This window comes from Paraburkholderia sp. WC7.3g, assembly GCF_050436345.1.
GTDB lineage: Bacteria > Pseudomonadota > Gammaproteobacteria > Burkholderiales > Burkholderiaceae > Paraburkholderia > Paraburkholderia podalyriae.
Genome location: NZ_JBNDMA010000004.1, coordinates 496864 through 511729, shown reverse-complemented (window position 1 = coordinate 511729; position 14866 = coordinate 496864). Strand labels below are relative to the sequence as shown.

The window sequence follows — 14866 nt, the reverse complement described above, 5'->3', positions numbered from 1 at the left end:
TATACACTTCCTCCACATCGCCGACACTCGTGTGCCGCACTCGCGGACGCCGATGCGATTGCACGAGGCATGAATGATCAGGAGAGTTGATGAACAAGCGAGACAATCAGATTGGCGCTGAGGAAGCGTCGATTCGCCCCACCCGGGACGAGGCGGAACAAGCCGTGCGTACGCTGATCCGATGGGCCGGTGACACTCCCGAAATGGAAGGTCTCATTCAAACTCCTGCACGGGTCGCGCGCGCGTACCGCGAGTTCTTCTCGGGCTATGACTCCGATCCGATGCAGATTCTCGCCACCACGTTTTCCGAAGTGGATGGCTACGACGAGATGGTGGTGCTAAAGGACATCCGTTTCGAGAGCTACTGCGAACACCATATGGTGCCCATCATCGGACGTGCGCACGTTGCCTACTTGCCCGAGCATCGCGTGGTCGGCATCTCCAAACTCGCGCGCCTCGTCGATGTCTATGCCAAGCGCCTGCAGATTCAGGAGAAGATGACCGTTCAGATCGCCGATGCGCTGAACACCGTGCTGCAGCCGAAGGGAGTCGCTGTCATTCTCGAAGCCGCGCATCAGTGCATGAGTACGCGAGGCGTGCATAAGCCCGGCGCATCGCTGGTGACGAGTCGAATGCTGGGCGCATTCCGTGACGATCCCTCCACCCGCCGCGAGTTTCTGTCGATTGTCGGTCACAGCACGATTGCGCCACTACCCAATAGCTGAAAGCCAACGTCGGCTTCCTGCCGACGTTGGCTCTGATGGCAAATCGATGCTGGTATCCGTGGCAAGCGTCGTTGCGGGCTTGCGTCTGGCCTTAAACCTCGCTGGGTTGGCGCGTCTTTAAAGGCCGTTCGTAAGAGACGTCTTCACGATTTCGTGCACTGACGCCATTACCCATCAGGATTTCGCGCCACGCAGTGGGCACTTCCGCAGGGGTCAGTTCGTTGATCGCTTCGGAGATGCAGACACGGGCGGCAATCGCCCATACGCCATCACGCTTTTCGAAGCGGTCGATATAGCGCCCCACCGCTAGCGTGTCTGGCTTGACGCGATTTTCTCCGAAGAAGAGCCAATACGTCTCCCCGTGCGCCTCGTCACCCCGCAATTCGACGCTGTGATTGAACACCATATGGTGGTGCGACAACTGATGCTCGGCATGGTACGCAAAGGCCCAGTCGACGAATTCCTCTGCATTCCCGACGAATGCGCCGTGGTCGTCGATTGCGTCCGGATGATACGCCGACAGCGTCAATTCCCGGTCCATGCGATCGACGCCGCGGCAATAGCGGTGCACGCATTCGAGTATGTCCTGCTTATCCAACAGTGCTTCGACGCGCGTGCTCAACTCTTCGTTCATGGTTTCTACCGTTAGATAGTCATGGCGACAAAAAAGACGACCGCACCGATCACGGCGCCAATGAAGCAATAACCCTCGCCTGTCGACAAATCAGCTTCCTGCGCTCGCGCACGGCTCGCAATCGCACATCCGATGATGCCCGCCAATGCCGTCGCCCCAAGCACGGCAAACATCATCACGACGTCGAAGAGTGCCGACCGGCCTAGCTCTTCCATGCGCAGATCGCGTTGCAGCAGCCAGACCGCCGCCGCCGAAATCGACAGCAGAATGAGCGGGAGCCATACTCTACGCGCTTCTCGAGCGCTCTCGCGAGTCAGCGTTTTCATCGCGCCCGGCCCTCCGTCCGCAGCTTGCCCAGAATACGAGGCGCCATCGTGCCCAACACGCGCGCGGCCCAATTCGATGGTTTTGCGCGAGCCGATTCGTCCGACGACGGAGCGCGCTTTTCAGCGCGCTGGCGACGATAGTCGTACGTATAGTCCGCAAGAGGACCACGTAAATCGCTGTCGAGAAAGTACATCGCATGTCTCCGATCAGGCCTATGCCTCTCGGGCGCTTGCATGGCGCCTCTTGATGGACATCCTAGGCCATGGAATATGGTTATGCAACAGGTCGTTCAATTAATGACGTCGGTGTTTTCACTACCCGACAACGCAATAGACCGATGCACATGCGCGAGCGCCCGCTACGCACATGGACGTGTGTGCGAACGGGTCGGCAATCAATCGAGGAAAGGGAATGGCAGCGCTAAGCCGCGTTCTCGACGCAGCTTAGCGATTCGAAAGTGACACGCAGACGAGCGATCAGGAGACCTGGAAGCCGCCGTCGACAGCGAGAAGCTGACCGGTGACATAGTCCGATGCCGGCGACGCGAAAAACAACACTGCCCTGGCGATATCGGACGCGACGCCGATGCGGCCGAGCGGCATTCGGCCAGGTTGGGTGATCGGCCCGTGGGCCTGATGAACCTTCGTCGATGCGGCCGCGCCCTCGGTTGCCACGCCGCCGGGCAGCACTGCGTTCACGCGAATTCCGTCTGCTGCGAATTCGAGAGCTGCCACCTTGGTGAGGTTGTTAACACCCGCCTTCGATGCGCCGTAGTCACCGTTGTCGAAAATCACCGGCTGTAGCGAAGCCACCGACGAAATATTGATAATGGAACCGCCGCTTTTGGCACCTTGCATTCGCTTGATCGCTTCGCGCATGCAGAGGAAGGTGCCGCGCAAGTTGATGCCGAGCACCTTGTCCCACTTTTCCGCCGACGTCTCGACGAATTGCGTCTTCGGATAGATGCCCGCGTTGTTCACGAGAATGTCGAGGCGCCCAAGTTTGGCCTGCACCGTTTCGTACATCGCAAGAATCGACGATTCATCGCCGATGTCCACTTTGACCGCGATAGCCTTGCCAGACGCACTTTCGATTTGTTTGGCCGTCTGCTGCGCCGCTTCCTCATTCAGGTCCGCTGCGACCACCGCCGCGCCCGCCGACGCCAGCAGCAAAGCCGTCTCACGACCGATGCCTGAGCCTGCCCCGGTTACCACCGCCACTTTCTGATCGAGATTGAAAAGACTCGCCACATTCGTGCTCATTGCTCCTCCTTTGGCTCGCCGCGCGAGCGGGTTGTTTTCTGAACGTCATTCGCAAAGATAAACACGTCACTTTGGCGTGTCAAGGTGAACGAGAAGCGGATGACGAAAGGAGCAACATGGACGAAGCTGTGGAGCAGTGCGATTGCGTATCACCCCGCCGCCGGCGACGCGATATCGCGCATGATGTCGAGCATCGAACGGTGGTAGGGCTTGTGAGGCCTATCCGCCCACACCAGCGACACCTCAGTTTCGCCTGAAGCCGGAACATCCTCGATGTCGACGAAGGCGACACCCTCGACGGGCAGGTATCGCGCCGAGTCCAGCATCAGACCGATGCCCAGTTCATGAGACACGAGGTTGAGCATCGTGTATGGATGGCGCGCTTGCTGGGTCACCCGCGGCGACAGCCCCGCCTCGCGGCGCGCTGTCTCGAACGCAGCGAACAGCGGCTGCGACATCTGCTGAGGGAACATGATGAGCGGGTATCGCGCGAGATCCGCGATACGAATTGAAGGCTGCGCCGCGACGGGCCACTTCGCCGGAACCGCGGCCACCACACGCAGACGCTCGATGACCACGCTTTCCAAACCGGAGACATCCGCCGAGCTGGTGACTACCACGCCCAGGTCGATGCTGCCGTTTTTCACGCTGGCGACGGTCAAAGCACTGCCGCGCTCGATCAACCGGACGTCAACGCCCGGCCATTGCTTGCGAAGCCCCTGGATGGCTAGCGGCATGATTCGCAGCGCACACATCGGCACGAACGCTACGCTCAGGCTCGCCAGTTCGTCGGCGGCTTGCCGCACGCGCCGCTCGGCCAGCTCCGCTTGCGCGATCAGCGGCTTCGCTTCCGCGAGCAACGCGGCTCCGGCGGGTGTGAGCGAAACGCCTCGCGGTGTACGTTCGAGCAGCTTGATACCAAGCTGCTCCTCCAGCCGCATGATCGACTGGCTGAGCGGCGGCTGCGCCATGCCCAGGCGCGCAGCCGCACGGCCAAAGTGCTGGGTCTCCGCAACCGCGACGAAGTGTCTGAGATGCCGCAATTCCATGACGTGATATGGCTTTGATATCGGGTGCCGCCAGCATATCGCCTTTGTCCCGCTGCGGTGCACTGCGGACGAACCCTGGCCATATCGGGTGCGCACTATCTTGACGTCCAACACCGTTCAACATACGCTTTAGAATGCCGTTCTACAATACGAACAATGACCGAGGCGGCTCGGATGAGCTGGAACAGGTATGGGGCAAGAGAACTTCGGGTTCGACAACATGACAAATCTCGATTACGTCGATTGATGTAATTTTTTTCATTAATTGACGATGCCCGAAATCCGAAACCTGCAGCCTTTCGTTCAGGCCGTCCGTTGCGGCAGCTTCATCGCCGCAGCCACCCGGCTCCAGGTCACACCGCCTGCCATCAGCAAGAGCATTGCCGCGCTGGAGCGTGAGCTGGGCGTGCGTCTTTTCAACCGGACCACCCGCAAGCTCAGTCTCACGAGCGAAGGGCGGCAGTTCTTTCAACGCGTGGCGCCGTTGTTGAGTCAACTGAACGAAGCCGTCGCGGATGTGCGGCGCAGCCCCGAGCATCCTGAGGGATTGATCAAAGTTTCGGTGACGCCCACGTTCGGAAGGCATTGTCTGACTCCGGTGATCGCGGAGTTTCTTCATCGCTATCCACTCGTCGAAATCGACATCAACTACGACGAAACTGCGCCAAGCCTGGTCAATGACGGTGTCGACGTCAGCATCCAGCACGCGCGGGGACGCGGGACCAACCATGTCTGCCGTCCGCTGTGTGGCTACCCTATCGTACTGGTCGCGAGCCGGGACTACCTCGAACGCAAGGGCGTGCCGCAATCACCGGATGAACTGGCGGAACATGACTTCGTCGGCATCCGGATGCCTTTTGGACTCGCAGCGCTTCATATCGAACGCTTGCCCGGAAGCACACGAAAAGGCGCCGCGCGCAGGGAAAAAACGTTCATCCATCATCCCCGCGGCCGCCTCACCGTGGCGGGTCAGCCGAATGTCAGCCTCATCGCCGCGATCAGCGGTGCCGGCATCACGCCGTCCTCGGTGCCTGTGGTGCTGCCGTATCTGCATTCCGGAGCACTCAAGATCGTCCTTCCCGAATACAGGGTGCGCGCAGACGAGGCGGACGGTGTGGGGCCACGCATTTACGTGCACTATCCGCACCGCCAGTATCTGCCCGCGAAAGTCAGGGTTTTCGTGGACTATCTCCTTGAACGCTTTCGGACAACCGATATCGGCAAAGCGGAACTCGACAAATATTCGGCCTGAACGTTGGCCGCTTTCATTCGCGATCCGTGCCGCGCCGCCGATACGCAGAAGGACTCGTCGAAACGTACTTGTGAAAGATGTTGCGAAATGCGCGCACGTCCGAATAGCCGACCATCACGGCGATCTGCTCGATGGATATCTGCGTGTTACGCAACATTCGCTTTGCAGACTCGATGCGCAGTGAGCTCGCATAGGCACGTGGCGTCATGCCCAGGCTTCGTGTAAAGCGCCGCAGCAACGTGGCGTGACTGACGGCGAGGAGGTCCGCCAGCGCGCTGATCTTGAAGTCCTGAGCGAAGCGCTGAGCGAGCCAGAATTGCGCGCTGCTCACGAGCGGATCGTCGCTCGTCAGGCGGCCTTCCTCGCGCTCGCCGTCCGTTCCTGTCGTCGATGCGAGCCATTGGGCGGTATGCGGAGATATTGCACGATCGACGAGGCGGGCCACGAGTTGCCACTCGCTTGCGGGCACGCTGCAAGTGTGCACGCCGTCGTGCTCGGCGATCGTGGAGCCAGTGTCCACGCGCACCTTTGGGAAGCGCGACCGGAACAGGCTTCTGAGCACTCGCGGGACCGCCGCTGCGCCGCCGTCGAGCAGCCCCGCCTGCGCGAGCAGCGCTCCTCCCGTGCCGCTCGCGGCCAACACCGCTCCCCGCGCACGCTGCCAGCGCAACCATTCCGTCACGGGCCCGGCGTGGTCGAGCAGCGTTGCAAGCGCCTCTTCACTGGCCACGGCGAAAGCCGGTACATAAACGATGCGGTACTCGGTATCGCCGAGCAGGTTCCCGTCACTCTCCATCCTTCGCCCGCCGGCGAACTCCAGGCTGTTTCCGTCGGCGCCCAGAAGGCGTACCTGGGTCTTCATCGTGTGCCGGTACGGGGGTGCGAACTGGGTGAATATCTGTCGTGCAATCAGCGCGAATCCGTCTACCAGCGCGCCGACGCTCGACAGATAACTGCCTGGCAGCACGAGTGCGGCAACGTCCTTCACTGGCTCGGTCGGGGCGGTGGGCTTGCGAATTTCGATCCCCCAATATGCAGATTTTGATCCTCTTTCGCCGCGATCTTAGCACGCATCATCGTCGGTATCGCCGGCGACAGGAACGGCGGGAACACGGAGTCGCATCCGCTATCAATAGCCGCGCCGCCGCGGTTAAACAGGAGACACAAATGAAGAGCCTCGAAGAAAAACTTGCCTATGGCTTAAAGGTATTCGGCGAAATCATGGGTGAAGACAAGGCAGCGGGCTTACGTGCCGCAAGCGAGTCCACCGGCTTCGGTTCCGACATTTCACGCCTTGCCATCAACTACGCGTTCGCCGATGTATGGGGCGACGACAAACTCGAGCGCAAGCAGCGCAGCCTCGTCACGCTGGGCATTCTCATCGCCAGCCGGCAGACGCTCGAACTGAAGAACCACGTCCGCATTGCCGTGCGCAACGGTCTGAGCGCACGCGAACTCGAAGGGGTGCTGATTCAGGCGCTTCCGTATGCAGGCTTCCCGGCCGTCGCCTCCGCTACCACGGCCGTTTTGGAGACGCTGCGGGAACTTGGCATCGACACCACGACCCGCACTTCGGAAGAACGCGGGTTGCTGTGAGCCGACATCAGAGCGCCCTGCGACTAAAGGAGACAATTGATGAGCACACCAAGCGTGGATATCGTGCCGACGATGCGCGACTTCAACGTTTCCAACGATCTGCTCGACGATCACGCCGCGCTGCAAGAACGCTGGAACGAAGACGGCTATCTGTTCTTTCGCGACGTTCTCGACCACGAGCCGCTGGAGCGCATGCGCGGTCTGCTAGTCGATCACCTCGACCGCAACGGCTTCGTGGACCGCAACGACCGGGACGTGCGATGGACTGGCAAAGACCGCGAAAATTTCAGCTTTTTTCCCGTGAAGGCGATGAACGAGCAGCGTGCGGCACGCACCGTGATGGCAGACCCCGCAGTTCGTGCATTCTTTCAGCGGCTCTTCGGCGTACCGCTTTATTGGGTACCTTTCACCGAATACCGCACGTCGCCGCCCGCTATCGACAAAAGCCGCACCCGCTTCGACTTCATTCATGAAGATGCGATCTACAGCGACCGCCTCGATTTCATCATCTGCTGGATTCCGCTGAGTGATATCGATGCGCAAGTCGGCGGACTGGCCGTGGCCGAAGGATTGCATAAGCTTGCGTGCCTGCACAGGAAGGACGGCGACAAAATCGTCCCCATCGATCTCGCGAGCGTGCCAGAAGACGCATGGCGCCGCACCAACTACCGCTTGGGCGACGTCCTGTTGATGAGCCGACGCACGCCGCACTCTGGTCTCAGCAATCATTCGGACCGTTTTCGTCTGTCACTCGACACGCGCATCCTGCCGCACGGCGGAAGTTTCCCGTTTGAGCCCCGCTTGCCCTATGTGGGCACGCTAACGTCGATCGCATCGGACCAGATCGTCGTGCGCGACGCGCAGGGTGAACATGTGTTGCGACTCGACGACACGAGTTATCTGCGCGGCCTCCAGGGCAACCGCCTGCGCGGAGACGAAATTGCCGGGGTTTATCAGCCGGGATCCGAGGTGATCGTGGCGCATGAAGGCGGCCTCGTTCAAACGCTGCGCCCGCAGCATTGATCGTCGTGTCAGGCGCAAAGACGAAGCTTCGTCTTTGCGCCTCGCGCCATTCGCCTTGCTCTCTGGCGTGGCAATTCCGGAGCATCGATCACCGAATCCGCTGCTCGCGGTTTTCTGAACATCGTGCTAATATCGGAACGAATGCTGGCTGGGCACGAGGCCGCGCGCCTGCAATGACTGTCACCGGGTTAGCAGCATCACGCGCAAGCTGCCCAAGCGTGACACGCCTGGCCAACGTCTAACGTTCGACCTCGGGACAAGTCATGATCGATTCATCCGGCGCGGTACTCGTCATCGGCGCCACTGGCGCACAAGGAGGCGCCGCGGCTCGCCATCTTCTTGCGGCTGGACGCAATGTACGCTTCCTGACACGAAATCCAGACTCGCCGGTTGCGCGGGCACTCGTCGAAATGGATGCGCAGGCGCTACGGGGAGATCTGGACGACCGCCACTTGCTCGCAAAAGCGATGGAGGGCGTCGGTTCCGTCTTCTCCGTTCTCCTGCCTGATTTTGATCGCAGCGACAGGGAACGCCGCCAGGGTTTTGCGCTCGTCAACGCAGCGCGCAACGCGGAGGTCCCGCAGTTCGTTCACACCTCCGTGGCGCAGGCCGGCAATCATGAGACGTTTCCTGGCTGGAGCGAGAAACGTTGGAACCGAAAATACTGGACGGACAAATGGGACGTGGAAGAGGCCGTTCGCGCCGCGGGTTTCGAATCGTGGACGGTCTTGCAACCGGCATTCATGATGGACAATCTCGCTGAGCCGAAAGCGGGCGCGATGTTTCCGCACCTGCGCGAAGGCTTGCTGCTCAGCGCGTTGCTATCCGACGCACGACTCGACTGGATTGCCGCCGACGACGTGGGCGCGCTCGCGGCCAGCGCGCTAAGCGATCCGCAACGGTGGCACGGTGAGACAGTGCCGCTGGCGTCGGAAAAGCTCACGATGTCTGAAGTTGCGCATCGCCTGAACAATGTTCTGGGCGCACAGATCAACGTTTCGCACGTGTCACCAGATGAAGCCCGAGCAAAGGGGCTCTCAACCGGATGGGTGAATGCACAGGAATGGATCAACGCGGTCGGTTATCGCGTCGATATCGATTCGCTTTCCGAACGTGGTGTTCAGCTCACCCCGATGCTGGACTGGATCGACGCGAATCGACAGCACATCGTACTCGCATAGCTGGTCTGTGGACCGCGTGTGCAAGCCTCAGGCAATGGAAAATCCGCAATGAATGACCGTGTCCCTTCATGGTTCGACCATGCCCTGGCCGAGCCGCGTCGATCTCACTTCACCGAAGGCGGCGGGGTGACTGTCCACTATGTCTCGTGGAACGCCGCAGACACCGGTAAGCCGCCACTCGTCTTCACACACGGTTTTCTCGGGCACACGCACTGGTGGGACTTCATTGCACCCTTCTTCACCGATCGCTTTCGCGTCTTTGCTCTGGATTTCAGCGGCATGGGCGACAGCGCGTACAGGCGGGAATACAGCGCCGACGTTTTCGTGCGCGACCTCGTCGCTGTGGTGGATGCAATCGGCTCTGGACCGTGCGTCGCGGTGGGCCACAGTTTCGGCGGATCGCGTCTGCTCCAGGCGTGCGCGACCTTTTCCGACCGTCTCTCGCATGCAGTCGTGCTCGATTCGTATTTCATGCTACGCGGCGAAACCTTGCCCGTAGTGGAACGACGCCCGCCGCCCCGTCCCTATCCGGACTGGCATACTGCGGTCAGTCGCTTTCGACTCATCCCGGAACAAGATTGCGAGCCGTGGCTGCTCGAGCATCTCGCGCAGACATCACTTCGTCAAACCGCAGACGGCTGGGTATGGCGCTTTGACCCGAAGTTGCGGAATCTCCAGCCGGTCGAAGGCGAAGAAGACCTGCTGAGCCGCATCGCGGTTCCCGTCAGCTACGTTCACGCCGAGTGCAGCAGCGTGGTCAGCGCCGATCGCGCGCGCCGCATCGTAGCTGCGATTCCCGGCGCGAAGGGTCCGATCACGATGCCACGCGCAGGCCATCACATGATGCTTGACCAGCCACTCGCGCTGGTGAGCCTCTTGCGAGCCTTGTTAGCATGAATTCCAATCTGCGCGAATCGAAAACTGCGCCGTGGTCGAGCGGTTTGCCTCTCGCGGCCCTGATTGCGCGCGCCGTCGAAAAGCACGGAGCGACGCCACTCCATTTTCATACCCAGGGCGGTGCCTACACTTGCACGACCGAGTCCCTGCTGCACGACGCGAAAGAGATTGGCAAGGCACTCACAGCCATCGGTCTGCGTCGAGGCGATGTGATCGCGATACAACTTCCCACACAGCGCGAGACTGCGCTTCTGTATCTGGCTGCACTGGAGATCGGTGCGGTACTCGTGCCGATCGTACACATCTACGGTCCCGCCGAAGTCGGCTTCATCCTTCGACAATCCCGCGCCCGCGTTCTGTGCGTGCCCGATTTCTGGTCCCGAACCGACTACCTGGAGCGTGTCGCCGCGCTCCGCGACACGCCCGACCTCGAGCGCGTTATCGTCGTTGGCGATCGGGCGCCCTCGAACGGCATCACGTTTGGCGCGCTGCAACGACTCGCCGCGACAACGCATGAACACCGCCCTGCTGACCCGCCAACGTCGGAAGACATCTGCCTGCTGCTGTACACGTCAGGAACGACAACGTCGCCCAAAGGCGTGCAGCACTCTCATCGCACAGTAGGCGCGGAGTGGCAGATTCCGTTCATCGATGGGCCAGGGCCGTATCTGACGCCCTTCCCTGCTGGCCATATTGCAGGCTTCAATTTTCTGTTGCGTCCATTCATTACAGGCACCGAGATGGTGTTCATGGACCGATGGGACGCCTCGCTTGCCGCGCGACTGGTCGACGAGTATCGCGTGCGCCTTTCGGGTGGCACACCGTTTCATCTGCAGGGGCTCCTCGAAGCCGCCCGCCGCGACGGGCGCAGCCTGGCGTCCCTCGCTTGTTACGGTCTGGGCGGTACGGGTGTCACGCCGGAGCACGTCGCCATGGCCGATCGGGCCGGATTCGCGGGAACCCGCGCGTACGGACTGACCGAGCATTCGACAGTGAGTGTCGGCTGGGCCGATTCGCCTTTTGACATCCGGGCCTGCACGGACGGCCGCATTCAACCCGGCTCGCAGGTGCGCGTTGTCGACGAGTTGGACAGCGACCTGCCTGCCGGACGCGACGGCGAAATTCTGCTCAAGGGACCGGAGCTGTTTGTCGGCTACACCGACCCGGCGCTCAATGCGGCCGCGTTCACTCACGACGGATGGTTCCGGACCGGCGATATCGGCCGTCTCGACGAAAACGGCTGCCTGACCATCACGGATCGAAAGAAGGACATCGTGATTCGCGGAGGAGAAAATATATCGTCGCTCGAAGTAGAGCGAGTACTTGCCACTCACCCGGCCGTGCGCGATGTCGCCGTCGTGGCGCAGCCAGACGCACGATATGGCGAAAGAGTCTGTGCGGTCGTCGTGTTGCACGAACGCACGTCGCTCGACCTGAGCGCAGTCCAGACCCACTTTGCCGCCGCGGGCGTGGCGAAGCAAAAGACGCCCGAGCAACTTTGCATCGTTGCAGAGCTGCCGCGCACGCCTTCGGGAAAGGTGCGAAAAGGCGATCTGCGCAAGCAACTTTCCGCGTAGTGGCAAATCGGCTGGTGCTTACCGAGCGGAGCCGTCCCGGCGCGACTTGAAAAACCGATCTCGTTGCCTCAACACCTGTTCGGACGAAACGAGCCGATCGTAGATCGCACGCGCCGCGGCCATGCCGGCATCGAAATCGGGCGACTCGGCTGCGGCGGCGATCGCATTCAGACACTGGCTTTCTATTGCATCGCTACAACTGAGGCGTGAGCGCGCTTCAGCGACAATGGAAACCGGATCGCGATCAGGCAATGGCAACCGGCGAATCAATGGCAACGATGTACCGCCTATCTTCTCTCGCGCAAGCTCGATCGCAAGGCGCGACATTTCCTGCTCATCGCCATTGACGATCCGGTCAAATAACGCGGTGCCCCGGAAGGTTCCCGCGCGCACGATTTGAGCACCAAGAATGAATTCGATCGACTTTGCGAAGCCCAGCACACGCGGCAAGCGCTGCGTGCCGGACAAAGGGATCACGCCGAGCTTGCATTCGGGCAGACCGATCTGCGCATTGTCGGCGACCACACGGTAGTGGCACACCAACGCGGTTTCCAGACCACCGCCAATGGCAAACCCGTGGATAGCGGCTACAACCGGCTTGTCGCTCGCCTCGATCACCGGATGAACGTGCAGCGACAACGCTGGCGAAGCTGTGGCAGCGGAAGTGCCGAACTCGCGGATATCACCTCCCGCGGAAAAGCCGCGTCCACTGCCATTGAGTACGATCGCGCGAACCCGCGCATCGCGCCGGGCCGCTTCAAACGCAGCGACGAGTCCGCGACGGATGCCTAGACCTAATCCGTTGACCGGCGGATGGCTCATCGTGACGATAGCGATTTCGTCTTCTACACGATACTCGACGTCGGCGAAGCGATGCGGCTTGCAATGCGTCATCGGTTATCCGCTGTGGCGTTCGACGATGGCGGGCACTGTGCGCCTACCTAACCGTTCTTAGCAAGCCAGCTCGGCATATCCGCCGGCCACGGATCGGCGTACACCGCGTGCACACCCATCGCGGTCGTGTAGGCCAGATTCAGTATGTTGCAAAACGCGATGAAAGCCAGCACCCGAAGCGCCGTGCGCACCGCTGGATGGCACCCGACCCGATCGACACCTCGCTCGATGGCCGTATATCCGTCTTCGTCGACGTTTAGCAGAAGGAAAGCCGACGCCACGAAAACAGACGGAAACAGCAGGAACTCATAGACCGGAAACTGGTAGTAGTGACCGCCCCAGAAGGAGACGCGCTGGAACGCACCCGGCCACGCGTCGAAGCCCATGAAGCGGCTGGCCGCGATGTCGAGCAACCCCATTGTCATCCAGATGGCGGCAAAGCCAGCGAGTGCGAGTCGCACGTTGCCCGCGCGGGGCCAACACTTATGGACCGCGCGCATCGCCCACAACGCCACTACGGCGGTGCCTGTAAAGGTATAGAAGTAGCTTGGCGCGTCGATCAGGATAGGCTCAGCGATGCGAGCATGGGACGATTGCCAGAATGGAATGAAGCGACACCAGCAGCCGTAGTTCAACGCATAGGCGTTATAGGTGAACATCGGGCGAAGAAAGTCCAGCCACGGATCAAGCCAATATGCCGAGAGCCAGCCGATCATCATCAAACGCACCGCGTCGATGCGGCGACTTTTGACGATTCCGTACACATACCAGATCGCTACGGGAATCAGGATCAGCACGCTGACCCACTGGTAATGGTCGATCGTCGCCTTCACGGATTCCGGTAGCGGATCCGCGCCCATCTCGACGGGGCGGAAGTCCTCCGAACGAATCCATGCGACGTAGGCGCGGATTTGTGCAAAAGCGAACAGCGCACCGAGCACTGCCCACGCATACACGCGGGGCCAGGTTGTGCTGCGTCGAGCGACCATTTCCGACATGCTTTGCCTCCTACATTATTCCCGGCATTCACATTCTTGAATATCGATCGTAAAACTGTACTCCTGCGGAGATGGCGGCGTCAAGTGCGTGTCGCTCGACGCCTGGTGGGTTATCGACCCATGAGGTCATGAACCTCGTGATCGAGTGCCGCCATTGCGAACCTTGGCGCAACTGCACAATTGTTGACTTCCACCTGCCACTCCACTGGATTCACGAGCCAGAAGAACAGCCCATAGACGATGTGGCGCCGGTAGGCATCTAGCGCGCTTTCAAATGACGGCGGGTCGTCGACGCCGTGAAAGGCGAGCCGCTCAAGATAGTATTCGAGCAACGCACGCTCCCATCTCGGCCGATCCGCGATATCCAGAGCCGATATCAGGAAGTACGTGACGTCATGAGCCCACGGTCCACGTCGATATGACTGCCAGTCGAGAAACCCGGGCGTGCCGTCGCGGTCGAAATACAGGTTTCCGAGGTGAACATCGCCATGGAGAAACGTCATCGGCCCGATGCGGTCGAAAGCGCGCAGATCGAGGAGCGCCCGCTCCATCCAGTCACGATCGTGAAACCGCTTAGGCACGGCCGCCCCGCGCGGCAACTGGGTATAGCTGGCGAACACCTCGGGTTTCAACTGGCCCCAGTGATAGGTGCCGGACTCGCCATCGGGCAGCGGGTCTTGCGACGCGAGCCACGCCAGTTCGCCATCGCTTTCGAGCGCAGGCGATTGCCAGAACTGCGCGTGCCACCGCGCTTGCGCGTCCAGGTTTGCCGCCGCCTGCGCAAACGTCAGCGTCCGCTGCACGCGACAGAACTCCACCTCCCGTGAACGTAGATCCTCGAGGATCACGATCGACTGCCCGCTTCGACTTTCGGTCTCTGCGTAGAAGCAGGCAGGCACATTTGCATGCAAGCAGGGATGGACTTCCCTGAAGAACTTCGCCTCGTATTCGTAGATGTAGGCGTTCAAGTTCCGATACTCGGGAACGAAACCGCCCTTGACGATCAGCGACTCCGGCAAGCCAAGCTCGCGCCCTGTTGCGTTGTAAGCAGGACGCACCCTGACTTTGGTAGCCGTGCCGTACATCACCTCGTCGATGTCCAGTGATTCGACGGCTACCCCTTCATGGCTGCGCGCGAGCGCCGACGTCAGCCACGAACGAGTGATGTCCTCAACCTGCAAAGGAAGCGTGCCGGTATCTGGCTGCGGTCGGTGCGATTCCATCTGTGCGGGGCTTCTTTTCGCAACACTCATCTTGACGCCTCCTGTGAGTTATATGGGCGTTCGCGCCGACATCATCATTGCCGGGCCGACGTTCTCCACGCGCATGTTGCGCGGCACGTCTGAAGACCCGCAACGAGGGAAATCCCGGCTGGTATTGTCGTTGCGTTTTTAGAACGGCGTACGTGTTTTCGCTCACCGTTGCGATGAGGCCCGCTAGCACGGCGCTCA

16 protein-coding genes are annotated in these 14866 nt (G+C 60.8%); 7 read left to right on the top strand and 9 right to left on the bottom strand.

What is annotated here, in order from left to right; genetic code table 11:
* Positions 1 to 89 precede the first annotated feature (89 nt).
* Positions 90 to 725, top strand: a complete 636-nt coding sequence (folE, locus tag OKW43_RS35715; RefSeq protein ID WP_429453146.1) for a GTP cyclohydrolase I FolE — start codon at positions 90 to 92, stop codon at positions 723 to 725.
* A gap of 91 nt (positions 726 to 816) precedes the next feature.
* Here the strand turns inward: folE and OKW43_RS35710 are convergent, their stop codons facing one another.
* The 5 genes from OKW43_RS35710 to OKW43_RS35690 form a co-directional block, all read right to left on the bottom strand.
* Positions 817 to 1347: a nuclear transport factor 2 family protein gene (locus OKW43_RS35710; protein WP_429453145.1), complete on the bottom strand. Its 531-nt coding sequence runs from the start codon at positions 1345 to 1347 to the stop codon at positions 817 to 819.
* 23 nt (positions 1348 to 1370) lie between these two features.
* Positions 1371 to 1685 (bottom strand): hypothetical protein, encoded by a 315-nt coding sequence (locus OKW43_RS35705; RefSeq protein WP_429453143.1) that lies wholly within the window; start codon positions 1683 to 1685, stop codon positions 1371 to 1373.
* Entirely contained in the window at positions 1682 to 1879 is a 198-nt protein-coding gene (locus tag OKW43_RS35700; protein WP_187633618.1) for a hypothetical protein, read from the bottom strand. Before OKW43_RS35700 ends, OKW43_RS35705 begins: the two co-directional genes overlap by 4 nt.
* 283 nt (positions 1880 to 2162) lie before the next feature.
* Positions 2163 to 2948 carry an SDR family NAD(P)-dependent oxidoreductase gene (locus tag OKW43_RS35695; protein WP_429453140.1) on the bottom strand — a complete coding sequence of 262 codons (786 nt, stop codon included), beginning with the start codon at positions 2946 to 2948 and terminating at the stop codon, positions 2163 to 2165.
* A gap of 149 nt (positions 2949 to 3097) precedes the next feature.
* Positions 3098 to 3997, bottom strand: coding sequence for a LysR family transcriptional regulator (locus OKW43_RS35690; protein WP_429453138.1), 900 nt, complete (start codon positions 3995 to 3997; stop codon positions 3098 to 3100).
* Positions 3998 to 4268: 271 nt separating this feature from the next.
* Between OKW43_RS35690 and OKW43_RS35685 the strand changes: the two genes are divergently transcribed.
* Positions 4269 to 5249 carry a LysR family transcriptional regulator gene (locus OKW43_RS35685; RefSeq protein WP_429453136.1) on the top strand — a complete coding sequence of 327 codons (981 nt, stop codon included), beginning with the start codon at positions 4269 to 4271 and terminating at the stop codon, positions 5247 to 5249.
* Positions 5250 to 5262: 13 nt separating this feature from the next.
* Here the strand turns inward: OKW43_RS35685 and OKW43_RS35680 are convergent, their stop codons facing one another.
* On the bottom strand, positions 5263 to 6237 hold the full coding sequence (locus OKW43_RS35680; protein ID WP_312892546.1) for a GlxA family transcriptional regulator: 975 nt from the start codon (positions 6235 to 6237) through the stop codon (positions 5263 to 5265).
* 179 nt (positions 6238 to 6416) lie between these two features.
* Between OKW43_RS35680 and OKW43_RS35675 the strand changes: the two genes are divergently transcribed.
* The 5 genes from OKW43_RS35675 (at position 6417) to OKW43_RS35655 (ending at position 11523) form a co-directional block, all read left to right on the top strand.
* Complete coding sequence (locus OKW43_RS35675) at positions 6417 to 6845, top strand: carboxymuconolactone decarboxylase family protein (RefSeq protein WP_008917662.1); 429 nt, start codon at positions 6417 to 6419, stop codon at positions 6843 to 6845.
* A gap of 39 nt (positions 6846 to 6884) precedes the next feature.
* Positions 6885 to 7868 carry a phytanoyl-CoA dioxygenase family protein gene (locus OKW43_RS35670; protein ID WP_187633622.1) on the top strand — a complete coding sequence of 328 codons (984 nt, stop codon included), beginning with the start codon at positions 6885 to 6887 and terminating at the stop codon, positions 7866 to 7868.
* A 263-nt stretch (positions 7869 to 8131) separates the two neighbouring features.
* The gene (locus tag OKW43_RS35665) at positions 8132 to 9049 is read left to right on the top strand and encodes an NmrA family NAD(P)-binding protein (RefSeq protein WP_187633623.1); all 918 of its coding nucleotides are present in this window, start codon (positions 8132 to 8134) and stop codon (positions 9047 to 9049) included.
* A gap of 18 nt (positions 9050 to 9067) precedes the next feature.
* Positions 9068 to 9946, top strand: coding sequence for an alpha/beta fold hydrolase (locus tag OKW43_RS35660; RefSeq protein ID WP_429453133.1), 879 nt, complete (start codon positions 9068 to 9070; stop codon positions 9944 to 9946).
* Positions 9943 to 11523 carry an AMP-binding protein gene (locus OKW43_RS35655; protein ID WP_429453131.1) on the top strand — a complete coding sequence of 527 codons (1581 nt, stop codon included), beginning with the start codon at positions 9943 to 9945 and terminating at the stop codon, positions 11521 to 11523. The genes OKW43_RS35660 and OKW43_RS35655 overlap by 4 nt, the downstream gene beginning before the upstream one ends.
* A gap of 18 nt (positions 11524 to 11541) precedes the next feature.
* On the opposite strand, the gene OKW43_RS35650 is transcribed toward OKW43_RS35655, so the two are convergent.
* From OKW43_RS35650 to OKW43_RS35640, 3 genes are all read right to left on the bottom strand, one after another.
* Positions 11542 to 12417 carry an enoyl-CoA hydratase-related protein gene (locus OKW43_RS35650; RefSeq protein WP_429453129.1) on the bottom strand — a complete coding sequence of 292 codons (876 nt, stop codon included), beginning with the start codon at positions 12415 to 12417 and terminating at the stop codon, positions 11542 to 11544.
* Positions 12418 to 12464: 47 nt separating this feature from the next.
* Positions 12465 to 13358 carry a spirocyclase AveC family protein gene (locus tag OKW43_RS35645; protein ID WP_429453127.1) on the bottom strand — a complete coding sequence of 298 codons (894 nt, stop codon included), beginning with the start codon at positions 13356 to 13358 and terminating at the stop codon, positions 12465 to 12467.
* A 167-nt stretch (positions 13359 to 13525) separates the two neighbouring features.
* Positions 13526 to 14668 carry a phosphotransferase gene (locus tag OKW43_RS35640; protein ID WP_429453125.1) on the bottom strand — a complete coding sequence of 381 codons (1143 nt, stop codon included), beginning with the start codon at positions 14666 to 14668 and terminating at the stop codon, positions 13526 to 13528.
* Positions 14669 to 14866: the final 198 nt, after the last annotated feature.